The 18,652-nt window shown below is 65.3% G+C and carries 15 protein-coding genes; 8 read left to right on the top strand and 7 right to left on the bottom strand.

Annotated elements, in window-relative coordinates:
* Positions 1 to 68: 68 nt before the first annotated feature.
* A complete protein-coding gene (locus V6Z91_RS13210) occupies positions 69 to 1,064 on the bottom strand; it encodes a BMP family ABC transporter substrate-binding protein (RefSeq protein ID WP_338770957.1) in 996 nt (331 codons plus the stop codon).
* 470 nt (positions 1,065 to 1,534) lie between these two features.
* On the opposite strand from V6Z91_RS13210, the gene V6Z91_RS13215 reads away from it, so the two are divergent.
* Positions 1,535 to 3,787 (top strand): TonB-dependent receptor, encoded by a 2,253-nt coding sequence (locus V6Z91_RS13215; protein ID WP_338770958.1) that lies wholly within the window; start codon positions 1,535 to 1,537, stop codon positions 3,785 to 3,787.
* A 431-nt stretch (positions 3,788 to 4,218) separates the two neighbouring features.
* On the opposite strand, the gene V6Z91_RS13220 is transcribed toward V6Z91_RS13215, so the two are convergent.
* Genes V6Z91_RS13220 through V6Z91_RS13230 form a run of 3 tightly spaced genes read right to left on the bottom strand, consistent with a single transcriptional unit; the run spans position 4,219 to position 7,158 of the window.
* Positions 4,219 to 5,121: a LysR family transcriptional regulator gene (locus V6Z91_RS13220; RefSeq protein WP_338770959.1), complete on the bottom strand. Its 903-nt coding sequence runs from the start codon at positions 5,119 to 5,121 to the stop codon at positions 4,219 to 4,221.
* A gap of 16 nt (positions 5,122 to 5,137) precedes the next feature.
* The gene (locus tag V6Z91_RS13225) at positions 5,138 to 6,058 is read right to left on the bottom strand and encodes a pseudouridine-5'-phosphate glycosidase (RefSeq protein WP_338770960.1); all 921 of its coding nucleotides are present in this window, start codon (positions 6,056 to 6,058) and stop codon (positions 5,138 to 5,140) included.
* Positions 6,059 to 6,060: 2 nt separating this feature from the next.
* Positions 6,061 to 7,158 (bottom strand): carbohydrate kinase, encoded by a 1,098-nt coding sequence (locus V6Z91_RS13230; RefSeq protein ID WP_338770961.1) that lies wholly within the window; start codon positions 7,156 to 7,158, stop codon positions 6,061 to 6,063.
* Between the two features lie 227 nt (positions 7,159 to 7,385).
* Here V6Z91_RS13230 and xapA point away from each other — a divergent pair, with 227 nt between their 5' ends.
* The 7 genes from xapA (at position 7,386) to V6Z91_RS13265 (ending at position 16,183) form a co-directional block, all read left to right on the top strand.
* Positions 7,386 to 8,216 carry a xanthosine phosphorylase gene (gene xapA, locus V6Z91_RS13235; RefSeq protein ID WP_338770962.1) on the top strand — a complete coding sequence of 277 codons (831 nt, stop codon included), beginning with the start codon at positions 7,386 to 7,388 and terminating at the stop codon, positions 8,214 to 8,216.
* A 51-nt stretch (positions 8,217 to 8,267) separates the two neighbouring features.
* Positions 8,268 to 9,461 (top strand): phosphopentomutase, encoded by a 1,194-nt coding sequence (locus V6Z91_RS13240; protein WP_338770963.1) that lies wholly within the window; start codon positions 8,268 to 8,270, stop codon positions 9,459 to 9,461.
* Positions 9,458 to 10,420 (top strand): deoxyribose-phosphate aldolase, encoded by a 963-nt coding sequence (deoC, locus tag V6Z91_RS13245; RefSeq protein WP_338770964.1) that lies wholly within the window; start codon positions 9,458 to 9,460, stop codon positions 10,418 to 10,420. Before V6Z91_RS13240 ends, deoC begins: the two co-directional genes overlap by 4 nt.
* 52 nt (positions 10,421 to 10,472) lie before the next feature.
* Entirely contained in the window at positions 10,473 to 12,851 is a 2,379-nt protein-coding gene (locus V6Z91_RS13250; RefSeq protein ID WP_338771824.1) for an aldehyde dehydrogenase family protein, read from the top strand.
* A gap of 165 nt (positions 12,852 to 13,016) precedes the next feature.
* Entirely contained in the window at positions 13,017 to 14,339 is a 1,323-nt protein-coding gene (deoA, locus tag V6Z91_RS13255) for a thymidine phosphorylase (protein ID WP_338770966.1), read from the top strand.
* A 163-nt stretch (positions 14,340 to 14,502) separates the two neighbouring features.
* Complete coding sequence (locus tag V6Z91_RS13260; RefSeq protein ID WP_338770968.1) at positions 14,503 to 14,910, top strand: cytidine deaminase; 408 nt, start codon at positions 14,503 to 14,505, stop codon at positions 14,908 to 14,910.
* A gap of 22 nt (positions 14,911 to 14,932) precedes the next feature.
* Positions 14,933 to 16,183, top strand: a complete 1,251-nt coding sequence (locus V6Z91_RS13265) for a nucleoside deaminase (protein ID WP_338770971.1) — start codon at positions 14,933 to 14,935, stop codon at positions 16,181 to 16,183.
* Positions 16,184 to 16,388: 205 nt separating this feature from the next.
* On the opposite strand, the gene V6Z91_RS13270 is transcribed toward V6Z91_RS13265, so the two are convergent.
* The 3 genes from V6Z91_RS13270 to V6Z91_RS13280 form a co-directional block, all read right to left on the bottom strand.
* Positions 16,389 to 16,844, bottom strand: coding sequence for a VOC family protein (locus tag V6Z91_RS13270; RefSeq protein ID WP_338770973.1), 456 nt, complete (start codon positions 16,842 to 16,844; stop codon positions 16,389 to 16,391).
* A gap of 134 nt (positions 16,845 to 16,978) precedes the next feature.
* A complete protein-coding gene (locus V6Z91_RS13275; protein ID WP_338770976.1) occupies positions 16,979 to 17,737 on the bottom strand; it encodes a LytTR family DNA-binding domain-containing protein in 759 nt (252 codons plus the stop codon).
* The gene (locus V6Z91_RS13280) at positions 17,734 to 18,645 is read right to left on the bottom strand and encodes a histidine kinase (RefSeq protein WP_338770979.1); all 912 of its coding nucleotides are present in this window, start codon (positions 18,643 to 18,645) and stop codon (positions 17,734 to 17,736) included. Before V6Z91_RS13280 ends, V6Z91_RS13275 begins: the two co-directional genes overlap by 4 nt.
* Between the last annotated feature and the right edge of the window lie 7 nt (positions 18,646 to 18,652).

Consider the following 18,652-nt stretch of genomic DNA (forward strand, 5'->3'; position numbering starts at 1 on the left):
CTGAAAAACGCGCCGCGGAGCAGGGCTCCGCGGCGCGTTTCACGAATTGCTATGGTAATGCTGGCAGGTCAGGCCGGGCAGGCAGCGCCCGAGCGGATGTCGATGACCTTCGTCTTGCCGTCGATGATGTCCTTGCGGGCACCGAGTACGCGCTTTTCGATCTCCGGCGTGATCAGCTTGCGGTTGTTGGCATCGAGTGCCCAATCGACGCCGCCTTCCTTGACGCCCTTGGCGGTAAGGCCGGCCTTCCAGCTGCCGTTCTTCATCTGCATGAAGCTGTCGTACACGGCATTGTCCACGCGCTTGACCATCGAGGTCAGCACGGTGCCGGGGTACAGGTGGTTCTGGTTCGAATCCACGCCGATCGCCAGCTTGCCCTTTTCCTTGGCCATCTGCAGCGTGCCCAGGCCGGAACCGCCGGCCACGGCGAACACCACGTCCACGCCGCGCTCGAATTGCGAGCGGGCCAGCTCGCCGCCCTTGGCCGGGTCGTTCCAGGCCGCGGCGGTGGTGCCGACCATGTTCTGCACGACTTCGGATTTCTTGTCCACGGATTTCGCGCCTTGCGCGTAGCCGCAGGCGAAGGTGCGGATCAGCGGAATGTCGATGCCGCCGATGAAGCCCAGCTTCTTCGACTTGGACGCCATGGCTGCCGCCACGCCAACGAGGTAGGAGCCTTCCTCTTCCTTGAACGTGATGGAATTGACGTTATTGCCCTGCGCGACGCCGTCGATCAGCACGAAGCGCACGTTGGGGAATTCCTTCGCCACTTTCTGCACGGCCTGGGTTTGCGAGAAGCCGACGGCGGCGATCAGGTCGAGTTTCTTGCGAGCCAGTCCACGCATGACCTGCTCGGCTTGCGTATCGGAAGAAGCCTGCACTTCGATGAAATTGATGCCGGTTTCTTTCTTGAAGCGCGAAGCACCTTCGAAAGCGGATTGATTGAACGACTTGTCGAACTTGCCGCCCGCGTCGTAGACGATGCCCAGTTTCGGATTGGCCGCGAACGCGCTCGCCGAAACCGCAACTGCGGCGATCATCATGGAAAGTTGTTTGATTTTCATGAAATGGCTCCTGGAAGTCCGCTATTGTATAGTTTTTGCGAGCAAAACATGTATCTTGCTGAGGCGACTCCCCGCGAAAGCGGCGCGTTTAGAAGCTTTGCTCGGCATTTGTCTTCCCGTCCAGTTTTCCATTTCTTGTTCTTTTCTCCACAATAGGGTTCTCCCTGTTGGAATCGCACAACATCGCTGGTAGGGCCCAATCCTCGGCATGCGTTGTATTCGCTCCACTTCTGGCGGTGCGAAAAAAGTCCCCGAAATGATCGCTTCCCCTGGGCCATTGACGCGGCCGGGACTGGGCTGACCGCACACTATTGCATGCTCGTCATATGTATGACAAATACCTTTTTTCTTGAGAATTTATATTGAAAACATCTCAATAAGGTTGTTGTGACGGCGAGTTTCGATCGTGTAGCATCGGCGAATATTTCCGATTTGCCACCATTCGATACTTAACAATAAGGAACTGGCCCATGCATGTACCCCGTCGAACCCACCAGACGATGATAGCGCTCGCCATCGCGGCCGCGTTTCCCCTCGCTTCCGCGCAGGAAACTCAACCGGCAGCCACGACCGCCGAAGCCACCCAGCCGGGCCAGCTGGAAACCGTTATCGTGACGGCCCAGCGCCGCGCCGAGAACATCAAGGACGTGCCCATGTCGATCGCCACCGTGAAGGGCGAGAAGCTGGACGTGCTCACGTCCGGCGGGCAGGACATCCGCTTCCTGTCCGGCCGCTCGCCGTCGGTGAGCATCGAATCCGACTATGGCCGCACCTTCCCGCGCTTTTACATCCGCGGCCTGGGTAATACCGACTTCGACCTGAACGCCTCGCAGCCGGTCGGCCTGGTGATGGATGACATCGTGCAGGAAAACCCGATGCTCAAGGGCTTCCCCGTGTTCGACGTGGACCAGGTCGAAGTGCTGCGCGGCCCGCAGGGCACGCTGTTCGGCCGTAACTCGCCGGCCGGCGTGATCAAGTTCGATTCCGCCAAGCCCGTGTTCAAGCAGGAAGGCTACCTGGCGGCCGGCTTCGGCAAGGACCGCGTGCGCAATGTCGATGGTGCGTACAACATCCCCGTCAGCGACACGGTGGCGATCCGCTTCGCCGGCTCGTCGCAGCACCGCGGCGACCGCGTCGACAACCCTCGTGCGACCGGCACCCGCGAATTCGAAGGCTACAAGGACAATGCCGCGCGCCTGCAGGTGCTCTACAAGCCGACGGCCAATTTCTCGGCGCTGTTCAATGCGCACGGCCGCGACATGGATGGCACGGCCACGCTGTTCCGCGCCAATATCCTCAAGAAGGGCACCAACGACCTGGTGGACGGCTTCGACTACGACAGCTACCCGACCGATGGCGTGAACGAGCAGCACCTGAAGAACAAGGGCGGCAACGTGCGCCTGCGCTGGGATCTGCCGGGCGTGACGCTGCACTCGATCACCGGCTATGAAAAGCTCGAGTTCTACAGCCGCGCCGACGTCGATGGCGGCTACGGCGCCGTGTATGCGCCGCCGTATGGCCCGGGCAACATCCCGTTCGTCGTCGAGACGGCCGACCTGATCCCGGACCACAAGCAGATCTCGCAGGAATTCCGCGCCGAGTCCACCGGCGCCGGCCCGCTGCAATGGATCGGCGGCGTGTTCTACTTCAAGGAAGACATCACGATCGACAGTATCGCGTTCAACTCGCTGGCACCGGGCAACCCGCAAGTGCCGAATTACGCGACGCAGACGCAGAACGCGAAATCGTGGGCGGTGTTCGGCTCGGTCAACTACGCGGTGAACGACCGCCTGAAGCTGCGCGGCGGCCTGCGCTACACGAACGACAAGAAGGACTTCGTGGCCCAGCGCATCGAAACGACCGGCCGCACGTACCTGCCGCTGTCCGACGAATCGAGCAACGTGAGCTGGGATGTCTCCGGCACGTATGTGCTCAACCGCGACACCAATGTGTTCGCGCGCGTGGCGACGGGCTACCGCGCGCCGTCGATGCAGGGCCGCCTGAACGACCTGTCCAGCAAGCCGTCGATGGCCGGCGCCGAGAAGGTGCTATCGGTCGAAGCTGGCGTGAAGCAGGACCTGTTCAACCGCCGCGCGCGCCTGGCCGCCACCGTGTTCCGCTATGAGGTGAAGGACAAGCAGCTCACGGCCGGCAGCGGTTCCATCAACATGAACCAGCTGATCAATGCCGACAAGGCGATCGGCCAGGGCGTGGAACTGGACCTGCAGGCGAACCTGTCGCAGAATTTCTCCGCCACGTTCGGCACCAGCTACAACGACACCGAGATCAAGGACGGCAGCCTGTTCGTACTCCCTTGCGGCAGCGGCTGCACGGTGACGAACCCGATCTCCTTCGTGAACGGCAGCCGCGTCGCCCTCATCAACGGCAACCCGATGCCGCGCGCGCCGAAGTGGCAGCACAACTTCACACTGAAGTACGCCGCGCCGGTTGCCAATGGCGAGGTGTACGCGTTCACCGACTGGTCGTACCGCTCCTCGTACAACTTCTTCCTGTATGAAGCGGTGGAGTACAAGGCCAAGGACCTGCTGGAAGGCGGCCTGCGCGTGGGATACAAGTGGGGCGACGGCAAATACGACCTGGCGCTGTATGGCCGCAATATCACCGATGAAGTGCAATCGGTGGGCGCGATCGACTTCAACAACATGACGGGCATCCTGAATGAGCCGCGCACTTATGGCGTGCAGTTCCGGGTGAATTTCTGAGAATCGGGGTCTGACCCCGGTTTCCGCGCCTGATGCCGCAGATGGCGGCGGCGTCACAGGGGTCTGTCGCGGGTTTTGCTAGCGCTGATCGGTTGAGGTCGCCCGCGCTCGATGTCGCGGATGGCGGCCGCGTCACAGGGGTCTGTCCCCGCCGGTCCGTTGCGTCGAACTTTGCCGTCGGCCGGGATCAAGGGGACTGACCCCGGTTTTTGCTGGCGCTGCAGGTTCGCAGGCAAAAAAACCGACACTTGCCGGGGACAGACCCCTGCGGCGCGAAAGCCAACACTTCCGGGGTCAGTCCCCTGACTACGCCGGCTGCAAGCGCGAAAGCCGACACTTACCGGGGACAGACCCCTGCGGCAGACAGTCCCCTGCCGGCACACAGACCCCTTCCGCCACACAGCCCCCCGCGGCACATCCGCTCCGACTTCTTACCTCTCCGGCGGCCGCAGGATATTCAGGAATGCCCGCACCACCGGCGCGTCGTCGGTGGTCGTGTACGTGATGTACAGATTGGCCGACGGCGGATTCGTGCGGATCGGCAGGAACACCACGCCGGGCCAGCCGATGCGGCTGGTCGTCTCCGGCATCAACGTCACTCCCAGCCCCGCGCCGACCATGGCCAGCAAGGTCTGCGGCTCGTTCGCTTCCTGGAAGATCATCGGCTGGAAGCCCGCATCCACGCAGCACTGGAGCAGGTAGCGCGGGAAGGCCGACTTGTCCAGGGCCAGCGTGAGTATCGGTTCGCTGGCGATGTCGGTCAGCTCGATCGCATCCTTCTTCGCCAGCGGGTGGTGTTCGTTGACGGCCACGCACACATCTTCGCGGAAGCATAGTTCCTGCCGCAGGTTGTCGTTGCGCAGGTCGCCCTCATCGAGCTTCGGCTCGCGCCAGAACCCCACGTCGATCTGCTTGGCGCGCAGCGCCTCGTACTGCACCGTGGGCCCCAGTTCGTGGATGGTCCACGTCACGCGCGGGTACTTGCTCTGGAATTCCTCCAGCAGGCTGGGAATCGGTCCCCACATTGCCGAACCGACGATGCCCACGCGCAGCCGGCCCACTTCGCCGCGGTCGATCTGGCGCACGGTGTCGATCGTCATGCGCATCCTGGCCAGCAGGTCGGCCGCCTCGTTCATCAGGGCGCGGCCCGCCACCGTCAGCTCGAAGCTGCGCGTGGTGCGGGCGAACAGCTTCACGCCCAGCTCCGCCTCCAGCTTCATGATCTGCTGCGACAGCGGCGGCTGCGAAATGTGCAGCCGCTCGGCGGCACGCGAAAAGCTCTTTTCCTCGGCGACGGCGAGGAAGTACTTCAGTTGCTTCAGGTCGATCGACATGGCGGCGGCTGAAAAGTTATGCGGTGGGCTGTTCCAGCAGTGCGCGCGCCAGCGCGGCGCCCACGCGGGCATTGTTCTTCACAAGTGCGATATTGGTGGCCAGGCTGCGCCCTCCGGTCAGCGTCTTGATGCGCGCCAGCAGGAAGGGCGTGACCTTCTTGCCCGTCACGCCGTTTTCTTGCGCTTCCTGCAGGGCCTGCACCGTGATGGTGTCGATCTCTTCCTTCGGCATGGCCTCGCTTTCGGGCACGGGCGCCGCGACCACCACGCCGCCATCCAGGCCCAATGCCCACTTCGTGCGGATGAACGCCGCCTGCTCGGCCGCCGTGTCGAGATGGAAGTCGGCATTGAAGCCGCTTTCGCGCGTGAAGAATGCCGGGAAGCCTTCCTGGCCGACGCTCACCACCGGCACGCCATGCGTCTCCAGGTATTCCAGCGTGAGGCCGATGTCGAGGATCGATTTCACGCCCGCGCACACCACGGCCACATTCGTCCGCGCCAGCTCCTGCAGGTCGGCCGAAATATCGAAGCTCGTTTCGGCGCCGCGGTGCACGCCGCCGATGCCGCCGGTGACGAAGACGGGAATGCCGGCCAGCTGCGCGCAGATCATCGTGGCCGCCACCGTGGTGGCGCCCAGCTTGTCCTGCGACAGCGCATAGGCCAGGTCGCGGCGGCTGACCTTCATTGCTTCCGGCGACTTGCCCAGCAATTCAAGCTGTTCGGGCGTGAGGCCGATGCAGATCTTGCCCCCGATGATGGCGATGGTGGCGGGCACGGCGCCGCCGTCGCGGATGATCTGCTCGACTTCGCGCGCGGTCTGCACGTTCTGCGGATACGGCATGCCATGCGAGATGATCGTCGATTCGAGCGCCACGATCGGCTTGCCGGCGGCGCGCGCGTTCGCCACTTCGGGCGAGAAGGAGAGGTAGTGTTGCATGGTCATTCCTGTTCGATGGGGGAGGGCGCGCTGAAGAGATCGGCCGTCAGCGCGGGTGATACGGTGTGGGGGCTTTGCACGGTCAGCGCGGCGGCGCGCAGCCCGCGCATGCACGCCAGGGCCAGGTCGTCTTCGCCCTGCGCCAGTGTCCAGCAGACGGCGGCCGAGAAGGCGTCGCCGGCGCCCGTGACGTCGACGACGTCCACTTCGTGGGCCGGCAGCCATTGCAGGTCGTCCGCCGTGGTGTGGTAGACGCCGGCCGCGCCGCAGGTGACGATCACGTCCCGCGCGCCATCCGCCTGCACGGCGCGGCAGGCGTCGCGCACGGCGGCCTCGGTCGGCAGGAGACGGCCGGCGCGGGTTTCCAGTTCGCCGCGGTTCAGGATCAGCAGGCGCAGGCCGGACAGGTCGCGCGGCAGCCGCGCCATCTTCGGCTGCGACACGGCCACGACCGCCAGCGGGATGCCGTCGCGCCGCGCCTCGGCCAGCAGCAGCGCGACCGCGTCCTGCGGCAGGTTCAGGTCCGCGATCACCAACGACGCCGCGTGGCGCTGCGCCTGCCGGCTGGCGAGGAAATCGGGCGTCATCTGTTCGTACAGCGCCATGTCCGCCAGCGCCACGGCCATCTCGCCGTCGGCATCCAGCACGGCCGTGTAGGTGCCGGTGGCGGCACCGGGCAGCACGGGCGTGGCCGTCATGTCGATGCCGCAGTGCTGCGCGTGCGCCCGCAAGGCCTGGCCCGCGCTATCCTCGCCCAGGGCCGTCAGCAGCGCGCAGGGCGTGCCGAGGCGGGCCAGGTTTTCCGCGATGTTGCGGGCTACGCCGCCGAAGGTTTCGGCGGCGGTGGCCGGGTTCGACGTGCCCAGCTGCAGTGGTTCGATGGTGCGCAGCTTGCGGTCGAGATTCGCGGCGCCGATGCACAGCACGGAGCGCTCTTGGGGCAGCACGTAGGCGCGGCCCACCAGCCGCCGCTCGCGGATCAGGCTCGCCACGTGCCCGGCCACGGCGGAGCGGGACAGGCCGAGCGCTTCCGCCATTTCCTGCTGGGAAATGAATGGATTGGCCCGAATCAGCGCGTACAGTTGTTCTTTCTTGCTCAAGGCAGTCCTTGCAAACATTTGTCGATCATCGTAAACACATGTTTGTCCACTGTCAAACGGCTATAATAGACAGTAATTTATATGTACTGAGTATAAATGCCAAAGAAAAATGGTATTTGTCATACATATCGCCGATGCTGCATAGTGTCGCCTAGCTCGGAGCGCCACGAATAAAATCGCTTCGGCGCGAAATACGGCTCACTACACAGATCACTGCGAGAACCTTCATGTCGAACAATTTCCCCTTCCAGGCCGCCGCTCTCGTGCGTGCCCGCATGCCCGCAGGCTTCGCGCCGCGCGCCGCGCTGATCCTGGGCTCCGGCCTTGGCGTGCTGGCCGACCAGATGACCGATACGGTCACGATCGGCTTCGACGAACTGCCGGGCTTCCCGATCAGTACGGTGCATGGCCACGCGGGCCAGATGGTGCTGGGTAACCTGTCCGGCGTGCCGGTCGTGTGCCTGAAAGGCCGCGGCCACTTCTACGAAGGCTATGGCCTGGGCGTGATGACGAGTGCCGTGCGCACCTTGAAGCTGCTGGGTTGCGAATTCGTGTTCGTCACGAACGCGGCAGGCTCGCTGCGCGTGGAGGTGGACGCCGGCTCGCTGGTGGCGCTGAACGACCACATCAACCTGCTGCCCGGCTCGCCGATGATCGGCCCGAACGACGAGCGCTTCGGCCCGCGCTTCTTCAGCATGGCCAATGCCTACGACGCGGACCTGCGCAAGCAATTGCAGGACACGGCTGCGCAGCAGAACATCACGCTGCACGAAGGCGTGTACCTGTCGTGCTCGGGCCCGAGCTTCGAAACGCCGGCCGAGATCCGCGCCTTCTCTCGCCTGGGTGCCGACGTGGTGGGCATGTCGGTGGTGCCGGAAGTGGTGCCGGCGCGGCACTGCGGCCTGAAGGTGATCGGCGTGTCCGTCGTCACCAATCTCGCCGAGGGCCTGTCGCCATTCCCGCTGTCCCACGAACAGACGCTGAAATACGCGGCCGTGGGCGCGGAAAGCCTGGTGAAGCTGATCCAGGCGTTCTTCACGAACCTCGCTAAAGCGTAATGCATCAAAAGGGCGGCCTTGGCCGCCCTTGGATTTTTCAGGGATACCATCATGTCACGCGCATTCATCCTCCTGCTCGATTCGTTCGGCCTCGGCGCCACGCCGGATGCCGACAAGTACGGCGACGCCGCCACCAACACCTTCGGCCACATCGCCAAGTGGGCTGCTGAACAGGGCAAGCCCATGTCGCTGCCCGCGCTGGAAAAGCTGGGCCTCGCCGCCGCGGCACACACGGCTTGCGGCACCTGGGCTCCGGGCTTCGACCAGCGCGAAGGTTTCACGGCGGCCTACGGCGCCGCGCGCGAACAGTCGACGGGCAAGGATACGCAGAGCGGCCACTGGGAAATCGCCGGCGTGCCCGTGCTGTTCGACTGGGGCTATTTTCCGAAGACGGTACCGTCGTTCCCGAAAGAGTTGACGGACAAGCTGCAGGAACTGACCGGCGTGCCGGGCTTCCTCGGCAACTGCCACGCCTCGGGCACCACGATCATCGCCGAGCTGGGCGACGAGCACGTGGCCACCGGCAAGCCGATCCTGTACACGTCCGCCGACTCGGTGCTGCAGATCGCCGCGCACGAGGAAAGCTTCGGCCTGGAGCGCCTGTACGAGATGTGCGAGAAGGCCTACGAGCTGGTCAAGCCCTACAACATCGGCCGCGTGATCGCCCGCCCGTTCCTGGGCAGCGCCGGCAACTACAAGCGCACGGCCAATCGCCACGACTACGCGGTGCCGCCTTCGGCGCCCACGCTGCTGGACCACGTGAAGGATGCCGGCGGTGAAGTGATCGCGCTCGGCAAGATCAGCGACATCTATGCCGGCCAAGGCGTCTCGCGGGTGGTGAAGGGCCCGGACAATATGGCCCTGTTCGACCGCCTGCTCGAAGTGCAGGACGAGGCGGGCGACAAGTCGCTGACCTTCGTGAACTTCGTCGACTTCGACATGCATTTCGGCCACCGCCGCGATGTGCAGGGTTACTCGCAGGCGCTGCACGAGCTGGATGCGCGCCTGCCCGAATTTACGGCCAAGCTGAAGGACGGCGACCTGGTCGTGATCACCGCAGACCATGGCTGCGACCCCACTTCGCCCGGTTCCGATCACACGCGCGAGCATATCCCGATGATCTTCTTCGGCCCGAATGTGCAGGGCCGCGCGCTGGGCATCTCGGAAACGTTCTCCGACATCGGCCAGACCATCGCGCATCACCTCGGCGTGAAACCCCTTTCCAACGGAACCAACCTGTTATGAGCAATCCGCAAGACTTCAAGCGCAACGAGGCCACGGGCCTCGACCTGGGCTGGCTGAATCACATCCACGTCAACAAGGCGGCCGCCGACCGCCGCGCGGCATCGCTGGCGAACCGCCGCACCGTGAAGAAGGAATACCAGGCCGCGTGGCTGGTCAAGGCGATCGAGCTGATCGACCTGACGACCCTTTCCGGCGACGACACGCCGGGCCGCGTGGAGCGCTTGTGCATGAAGGCGCTGCGCCCGCTGCGCCAGGACCTCATCGATGCCATGGGCCTGCAGGACCGTAACCTGAAGACGGGCGCCGTGTGCGTGTACCACGAGATGATCCGCCACGCGGACAAGGTATTGAAGGGGCGCCTGCCGATCGCCGCCGTGTCGACCGGCTTCCCGGCCGGCCTGACGAACATGGAAACGAAGGTGCGCGAGATCGAATTGTCGGTTGCCGACGGCGCGCAGGAGATCGACATCGTCATCACCCGCCAGCACGTGCTGACGGGGAACTGGCAGGCACTGTACGACGAGATGGTGGCTTACCGCCAGGCTTGCGGCGAAGCGCACGTGAAGGCGATCCTGGCGACGGGCGACCTGGTCACGCTGGAAAACGTGGCGAAGGCTTCGTGGGTGTGCATGATGGCCGGCGCGGACTTCATCAAGACTTCGACCGGCAAGGAGGGCGTTAACGCCACCATCCCCGTGTCGCTGGTGATGGTGCGGGCGATCCGCGAATACTACGAGCGCACGGGCTTCAAGGTCGGCTACAAGCCGGCCGGCGGCGTGTCGACCGCCAAGGCGGCATTGCAGTACATGACAGTGATGAAGGAAGAGCTGGGCAACGAGTGGCTGGAACCACACCTGTTCCGCATCGGCGCATCGAGCCTGTTGACCGACATCGAGCGCCAACTGGAACACTACGTGACCGGCAATTACTCCGCCGCCCACCGCCACGCGCAACCATAAACGCATCTTCAACATTATTGCCATGCCAACTATCAACGAGATCCTCAACACCATGGAATACGGCCCCGCACCCGAGAGCCAGAAAGAAGCGCAAGCGTGGCTGGAGCAGCGCGGTCGCAAGTTCGGCCTGTTCATCGATGGCCAATGGTCGGACCCGGAAGGTGACGAAAATGAGCTGTTCGCCTCGACCAACCCCGCCGACGGCAAGCCGCTGGCCGAAGTGACGCAGGCGACGCCCGGCGACGTGAACCGCGCCGTCGAAGCGGCACGCCGCGCGCAGCCGGCATGGGCCAAGCTGGGTGGCCACGGCCGCGCCAAGGTCCTGTACGCGATCGCGCGCCTGATGCAAAAGCACGCGCGCCTGTTCGCCGTGCTGGAAACGCTGGACAATGGCAAGACGATCCGCGAAACGCGCGATGCCGACCTGCCGCTGGTGGCACGCCACTTCTATCACCACGCCGGCTGGGCGCAACTGCTGGACGAGGAATTCCCCAACCACCGCCCGGTGGGTGTCGTGGGCCAGATCGTGCCGTGGAACTTCCCGATGCTGATGCTGGCGTGGAAGATCGCTCCGGCGCTGGCGGCCGGCAACACGGTCGTGTTCAAGCCGGCCGAGTTCACGCCTTTGAGCGCGCTGCTGTTCGCCGAGATCTGCGTGCAGGCCGGCGTGCCGGCCGGTGTCGTCAACATCGTCACCGGCGATGGCCGCACGGGCGAAGCGATCGTGAAGCACGAGGGCATCGACAAGCTGGCGTTCACCGGCTCCACCGAAGTGGGGCGCCTGATCCGCGAAGCCACGGCAGGCAGCGGCAAGAAGCTGTCGCTGGAACTGGGCGGCAAGTCGCCGTACATCGTGTTCGACGATGCGGACCTGGACGCGGCCGTGGAAGGCCTCGTCGATTCGATCTGGTTCAACCAGGGGCAGGTGTGCTGCGCCGGTTCGCGGCTGCTGGTGCAGGAGTCCGTGGAAGAGCGCTTCCTGAAAAAGCTGAAAAGCCGCATGGATAACCTGCGCCTCGGTTCGCCGCTGGATAAATCGATGGATATTGGCGCGCTGGTCGATCCGATCCAGCGCCAGCGCATCCACGGCCTGGTGGAAGCGGCACGCTCGGAAGGCTGCGAGATCTACCAGCCATCGGCATGCGAGATTCCGGCCGACGGCTCATGGTTCCCGCCCACGCTGATCACGGGCGCGTCGACGTCCGCGGCCGTGGCGCAGGCCGAAATCTTTGGCCCGGTGCTGGTGGCGATGAGCTTCCGCACGCCGGCCGAGGCGGTGCAGCTGGCGAACAATACCGTGTACGGCCTGGCCGCCTGCGTGTGGTCCGAGAACATCAGCCTCGCGCTCGACGTGGCGCCGGCGATCAAGGCCGGCGTAGTCTGGATCAATACGGCGAACCAGTTCGATGCCGCATGCGGCTTCGGCGGCTACAAGGAATCCGGCTATGGCCGCGAGGGTGGCCGCGAAGGCTTGTATGAATACCTGGTGCCGGTGAGCGAGGATGCGCGTCCGGCCCTGCCGGCGGTGGCCAAGCCAGCCGCGTTCAAGCCTGCCGCACCATCGGCCGATCCGTTCGCCATCGACCGCACGGCCAAGCTGTACATCGGCGGCAAGCAGGCCCGCCCGGATGGCGCGTACAGCCGTGCCATCCACGGTGCCGACGGCGCGTTCCTCGGCGAGATCGGCGAAGGCAGCCGCAAGGACATCCGCAATGCCGTCGAGGCGGCGCACAAGGCCGGGGGCTGGACGAAGGCCACGGCGCATAACCGCGCGCAGGTGCTGTACTACATCGCCGAGAACCTGGCCGCCCGCGGCCGCGAGTTCGCCGACCGCATCGCCGCGCAAACGGGCTCCCAGGGTGGTGCAAATTCGGCCGAGAAGGAAGTGCAGGCATCGATCGAGCGGCTGTTCTACTGGGCCGCCTGGGCCGACAAGTACGACGGCGCGGCGCACCAGCCGCCGATGCACGGCATCACGGTGGCGCTGAACGAGGCGATCGGCGTGATCGGCATCGTCTGCCCGAACGAGAACCCGCTGCTGGGCTTCATCTCGCTGGTGGCGCCCGCGATCGCCGTGGGCAACCGCGTGATCGCCGTGCCTTCCGAGGCGCACCCGCTGTCCGCGACGGACCTGTACCAGGTGTTCGACACCTCGGACCTGCCGGGCGGCGTGGTCAACATCGTCACCGGCAGCGCCGACGAGCTGGCGCGCACCCTGGCCACGCACTCGGACATCGACGCCGTGTGGCGCCACGACGGCTCGGCCGAGGGCTGCGCCGAAGTGGAGCGCCTGTCGGCCGGCTCGCTGAAGCGCACGTGGACCGGCGGCGCGAAAGGGCGCGACTGGTTCAGCGTGCAGCAGGCCGCCGGCCGCACCGTGCTGCAGCATGCCACGCAGGTGAAGAATATCTGGATCCCGTACGGGGTCTGACGCTACAGGCTGAAGTCGCCGCCGCGCTTGAGCTCCTGGTGTCGGACACAATTTCCGGAAGGTTCATCCGGAAATTGTGTCCGACACCGGTTCTCCCACGCGCTGGTGGCGCGTTCTCCGACATCGGTCTACCCACGAGAACGCAACTCAAAGAAAGAACAGAACATGTACCTCCCCCAGGAAATCATCCGCAAGAAGCGCGACAAAGGCACCCTGACCCCCGACGAAATCCGCTTCTTCGTCAAGGGCATCACCACCGGTGAAACGACCGAAGGCCAGATCGCCGCGCTGGCGATGGCCGTCTACTTCAACGACATGACGATGGACGAGCGCGTGGCCTTCACCCTCGCCATGCGCGACTCCGGCGACGTGCTGGAGTGGAAATCGCTGAACCTGCCCGGCCCCGTGATGGACAAGCATTCCACGGGCGGCGTGGGCGATCTCGTCTCCCTGCTGCTTGGCCCCATGATCGCCGCGTGCGGCGGCTTCGTGCCGATGATCTCGGGCCGCGGCCTGGGCCACACCGGTGGCACGCTGGACAAGTTCGACTCCATCCCCGGCTACACGACGGTGCCGGACAATGAACTGTTCCGCAAGGTCGTCAAGGAAGTGGGCGTGGCCATCATCGGCCAGACCGCCTCGCTGGCGCCGGCCGACAAGCGCTTCTACGGCATCCGCGACGTGACGGGCACCGTGGAATCGGTGGCCATGATCACCGGTTCGATCCTGTCGAAGAAGCTGGCCGCCGGGCTGGACGTGCTGGCGATGGACGTGAAGGCCGGCAGCGGCGCGTTCATGCCCACGTACGAGAAATCGGTGGAGCTGGCCGAGTCGATCGTCAACGTCGGCAATGGCGCCGGCACGCTGACCTCGGCGCTGCTGACGGACATGAACGAATCGCTGGCACCTGCCGCCGGCAATGCCGTGGAAGTGCGCTGCGCGATCGACTACCTGACCGGCAAGTCGCGCCCGGCGCGCCTGCATGAAGTCACGCTGGCGCTGTGCGCCGAGATGCTGGTGCTGGGCAAGCTGGCCGCCAACGAAGAAGAGGCGCGCGCCAAGCTGCAAGCGTCGCTCGACTCCGGCGAAGCCGCCGAACGCTTTGCGCGCATGGTCACTGCCCTGGGCGGCCCGGCCGACCTGCTGCAAAACCCGGACAAGTACCTGGACAAGGCGCCGATCATCGTGCCCGTTCCCGCGCCGCGCGCCGGCTTCGCCGCCACGACGAACTGCCGCGACCTGGGCCTGGCCGTGGTCGCCCTCGGCGGCGGCCGCACCCGCCCGCAGGACGCGATTGACTTCGCCGTCGGCCTGACCGGCCTGGCCGAGCTTGGCGAGCGCATCGAAGCCGGCCAACCGCTGGCCTTCGTCCACGCCCGCACCGAAGCCGCCGCGCAGCGCGCGATCGCCGACGTGCAGGCGGCGTACACGATCGCCGACACGGTCCCAGCCGCCAACCCGATCGTCTACCGCACGATCCGCCCGTAAGGCACTCCACCGCCGAGCTGGTCGCTTTACAACAGGGGACTGTCCCCATAGGGACAGTCCCTATAGGCTAAGTGCTTGATATTCCGCGCACGGTGGCGGGTAATAAGCTGCATTCGGTGGTTTTACAACAGGGGACTGTCCCCGAAGTTAGGAAACATTGCTGATGGATACTGATCGATTGATCGAAGAAGCGAAGGTGGCGCGCCTGAAGGCTTATACGCCGTATTCGAATTTCAAGGTGGGTGCGGCGCTGTTGACGCGGGATGGCAAGGTGTTCCACGGCTGTAATGTGGAAAACGCGGCGTACGGCCTGTGCAATTGTGCGGAGCGTACCGCGTTCTTTTCGGCGTTCGCGCACGGCTACCAGCCGGGCGAGTTCGACAAGCTCGTGGTGGTCGGCGAGACCGATGGCCCGATCGCGCCCTGCGGCGCGTGCCGGCAGGTGATCCTGGAGTTGGGCGGCAACGACCTGCCCGTGGTGCTCACGAACCTGAAGGGCGACGTGTTCGAGACCACAGCCGCGGCCCAGCTGCCGAACGCGTTCGGCGGGCAAGACCTCAAGCGCAAATGATCGATACGAAAATGCGCCGCCCGTGAAGAAGACGATCGACGTCCAGGCCGCCGTCACCATCGCCTCGCTCGAGGCGATCGCGGCGAAGGCGCAAGGCACCTTCGGCGTCGGCGGCGTGATGCTCGATGCCTTCGGCAACGTGCTGCAGGCGGTGCACAACCAGGTGATCCGCGACGGGGTGATCTGGGACCCGACCGCGCACGGCGAACGCCAGCTGGTCGACTGGTATTACGCGGAAACCGCGAAGGGCAGGGCGCTGCCGCCGCCGCACGAGATCACGATCGTCACATCACTCGACCCCTGCTGCATGTGCGCCGGGGCGATCCTCGCGGCGGGCTTCAACGTGGTCGTCGCGGCCAACGATCGTAACGCGGGCATCAACCACGACGGCAGTGGCACCTTCCCCGCATTGCCCGAAGCGCTGCGCCCGCGCGCGCGCGAAACCTTTGCCTACCCGGCCGTGCTGGGCACATCGTCCTATGCGCGCGGCGCCACCGGCGCGCCACCGCCGTTCTTCATCGGGAAGACGATCGCCGAACCCACGCAGGCGCTGTGCTCGCTGGTGTTCGAGGCCACCACGGAAGCCGTGATGGACCTGTTCAACATCGATCCGCCACGCGCCGGCCTGCTCGATCCGGCCACGCTGCCGGAAGACCACGCGATCGTGCGCGCCCTGAAGCGCGCATGCCCGGACGCGCTGACCTACCGCGCCACGCCGCACCGGCCCGACGCCGGCCTGGCCCCCTACCTGCTGCATGCGATGGAGCGCGACCGTGCGCAGGGCGGCGCCGGGAATGCCGTGGCGTTCCTCGATGCGTTCGGCAACCTGCTGCTGTGCTGCCATGGGCGGCGCACGCAGTCCGGCATCCGCACCGCGTTCATGGAGTGCACGCGGGCTTACGCACAGTTGCGCTACAAATTGATGGCGGGCGCCGACGCGGAACGCCAGCGCGAAGTGCGCCGCTATCTCGGCCACCCGAAGGATGGCACCTTCGTGCATGCCGTGGGGCCGGCCGGCGATGCGCTCAGCTTCATGGAGCTGGGCGCCTATGGCTCGACCATGGAAGGCGCGCTGCCTTCCGATAACCCGACGCAGTTCCAGTACGTGCAGGCAGGCATGCCGCCCGAGGCGCTGCGCAAGCTGTGCGCAAGCCTGCCGCCGCTGTACCGCGATCTGATCGGGATTGATCCAGTCCAGGTTGCGGATGAGGCACTCATACGGGAACTGGGCGGGCACCAGGCAAACGGCGAGCCGGCACCGGGCCGGCAGTGAACGAGCACTGATTAAGCACTGAGCAGGCATTGAGCAAGCACTCAGCAGGCACTGAGCAGGCATTGAGCAAGCACTCAGCAGGCACTGATCAAGCACTGAGCAGGCACTCAGCAGACACTAAGCAGACACTAAGCAGACACTATGCAGGCGCTAAGCAGGCACCAAGCAGGCACTGCGGAAGCACGCAGCGGCCACTGCCCCACGCTCAGTGGGCGCGTTCGGCCTCGGCCCAAGGGTCATAGGTGCCGATGCTCCATACATGGCCTTCGGGGTCGCGGCAGGTGAAGCCGCGGCCGCCGTAGTCTTCATCCTGCAAGGGCAGCACCACTTCGCCGCCCGCATCCATCACCCGCTCGTGCACGCGGTCGGCATCGTTGACGACGAGGTAGGAACCCTGAGTGACGCACCCTCCCGTTTCCGACGGTTGCTTCAGCAGGCGGCCATAGTCGGTATCGAATATCGATCCCAGCATGATCATGCCGTTGCCATAGGAGAGCTGGGCGTGGGCTACCGTGCCGTCTTCGTTGCGCACCACCAGAGTGGCTTCGAACCCCAGTGTACTGCACAGCCATTCGATGGCGGCGGGGGCATCGCGGTAACGCAGGCAAGGCATGATCGTGGCGCGGGTGTGCTTGGGAATCGTATTCCGTGTCGTCGTCATTACGCTTCTCCCTGTTCTGTTGAGGGTTTCTGGTAGGCGAAACCCCAATATAGACCAGCACAGGAGGCGGGGCAAGCGAAGTCAGGCGCTTTACACGGGGCCTTGCAAGCCGCATGGGGGCGGCGCGCAACACCTTACATTTGCTGGAATAAATGGGTGTTTCCGCGACTGACCTCGAGCTGCTCCGCGCAGTTCTTCACGCGCACCATCTGGCGACCGCGCAGGTCGCGCGTGACTTCGGCGATCGCATCCACGCGCACGAGGGTGGAGCGGTGGATGCGCCAGAACTCGTCCGGGTCCAGCTCGTCCGCCAATTCCTTCAGCGTCTTGCGGATCAGGACTTCGCCCTGCGCCGTCTGCACGCGCGTGTACTTCTCGTCGGCCTGGAAGAACAGGATCTCGCGCGTGCTGATCATGCGCAGGCTGTTGCCCACCTGCGCCTGGATCCAGTGCAGGTACTCGCGCCGTTCACCGCCGGCGCGCCCGTCGAGCAGGCGGGACAATTGGGCGGCGATATCGTCCGGCTGGCGCCCGATGCGGGCCTTCAGCCGCGCGCACGTGGTTTGCAGCCGTTCGCCGCCGACGGGTTTCAGCAGGTAGTCCAGCGCACCCTGTTCGAAGGCTTCGATCGCATACTGGTCATAGGCCGTGACGAACACGATATGGCAGCGGTTGAACAGCATGCGCGCCGCCTCGATGCCCGACATGCCGGGCATGCGGATGTCGAGGAACACCACGTCCGGCTGGTGCTGCCCGGCCAGCGCGATCGCTTCCACGCCGTTGGCCGCCTCGGCCGCGATCGACAACTCCGGCCAGCATTCGCGCAGCCGGTTGCGCAGCATGTCGCGCATGGGTTCCTCGTCGTCCGCGATCAGCGCGGTCGGTGTGCTCATGGGTTCTTCCCCGCAAAGATGTCGGGCGCGAACGGCACGCTGATCGAGGCGCGGCAACCACCCTCCGGCGGCGTCTCGATCTGCAATTGCGCGCGCGTGCCGTACATCAGCTTCAGGCGCTCGCGCACATTGGCCAGGCCCACGCCGTCGCCAGCGTAGCGCGAGAAGCCCACGCCGTCGTCCTGCACGTCCACCTGCAGCACCTTGCCGTCGCTGGCGGCGCGGATATCGATCCGGCCGCCCTCGATCTTCGATTCCAGGCCGTGCTTGATGGCGTTCTCGATCAGGATCTGCAGCATCATCGGCGGGAAGGTGGCGCTGTCCAGCCCTGGCGGCACGTCGATCGACACGGCCAGCCGCGCCTTCATGCGCGCCTGCATGATCGCCAGGTAGGAACGCGACAGCGCTATCTGGCGGCCCAGCGTGCCATTGCCGCGCGAGCGCATCTGCGGCAGCGTGGAGCGCAGGTAGTCGATCAGGTGCTGGTGGATGCGCGCCGCCTGCGGCGGATCGGTCTCGATCAGCTGGCCGATCAGCGCCAGCGTATTGAACAGGAAGTGCGGTTCCACCTGGGCCTGCAAGGCGGCCATGCGCGCCTCGACCAGGCGGCGTTCCAGCTCCTCCGTGCCGGCCTGCTCGGACGCGCGGCGCGCCTCGATCTCGGCCTTGCGCTTGCCGCCCGCCAGCACCTTCAGCCCCAGCGACAGGAAGATGAATGCCACGGCCTGCTCGGGGTGGATCGCCGGCGTGCAAGCCAGCAGCGTGGCCAGCACCCACGTCACCACCAGCTGGCGCATCGGCACCTGGGCCAGCCAGTCGAAGAACTGCCACCACAGCGAGCTGGCCGTTTCGCCCAGCTCGCGCACGAATCCCACGGCGCCGCGCGCGCCTGCCGCGGTCGACTTCATCGGGCCC

This window comes from Massilia sp. METH4 (genome assembly GCF_037094685.1).
Lineage (GTDB): Bacteria > Pseudomonadota > Gammaproteobacteria > Burkholderiales > Burkholderiaceae_D > Rugamonas.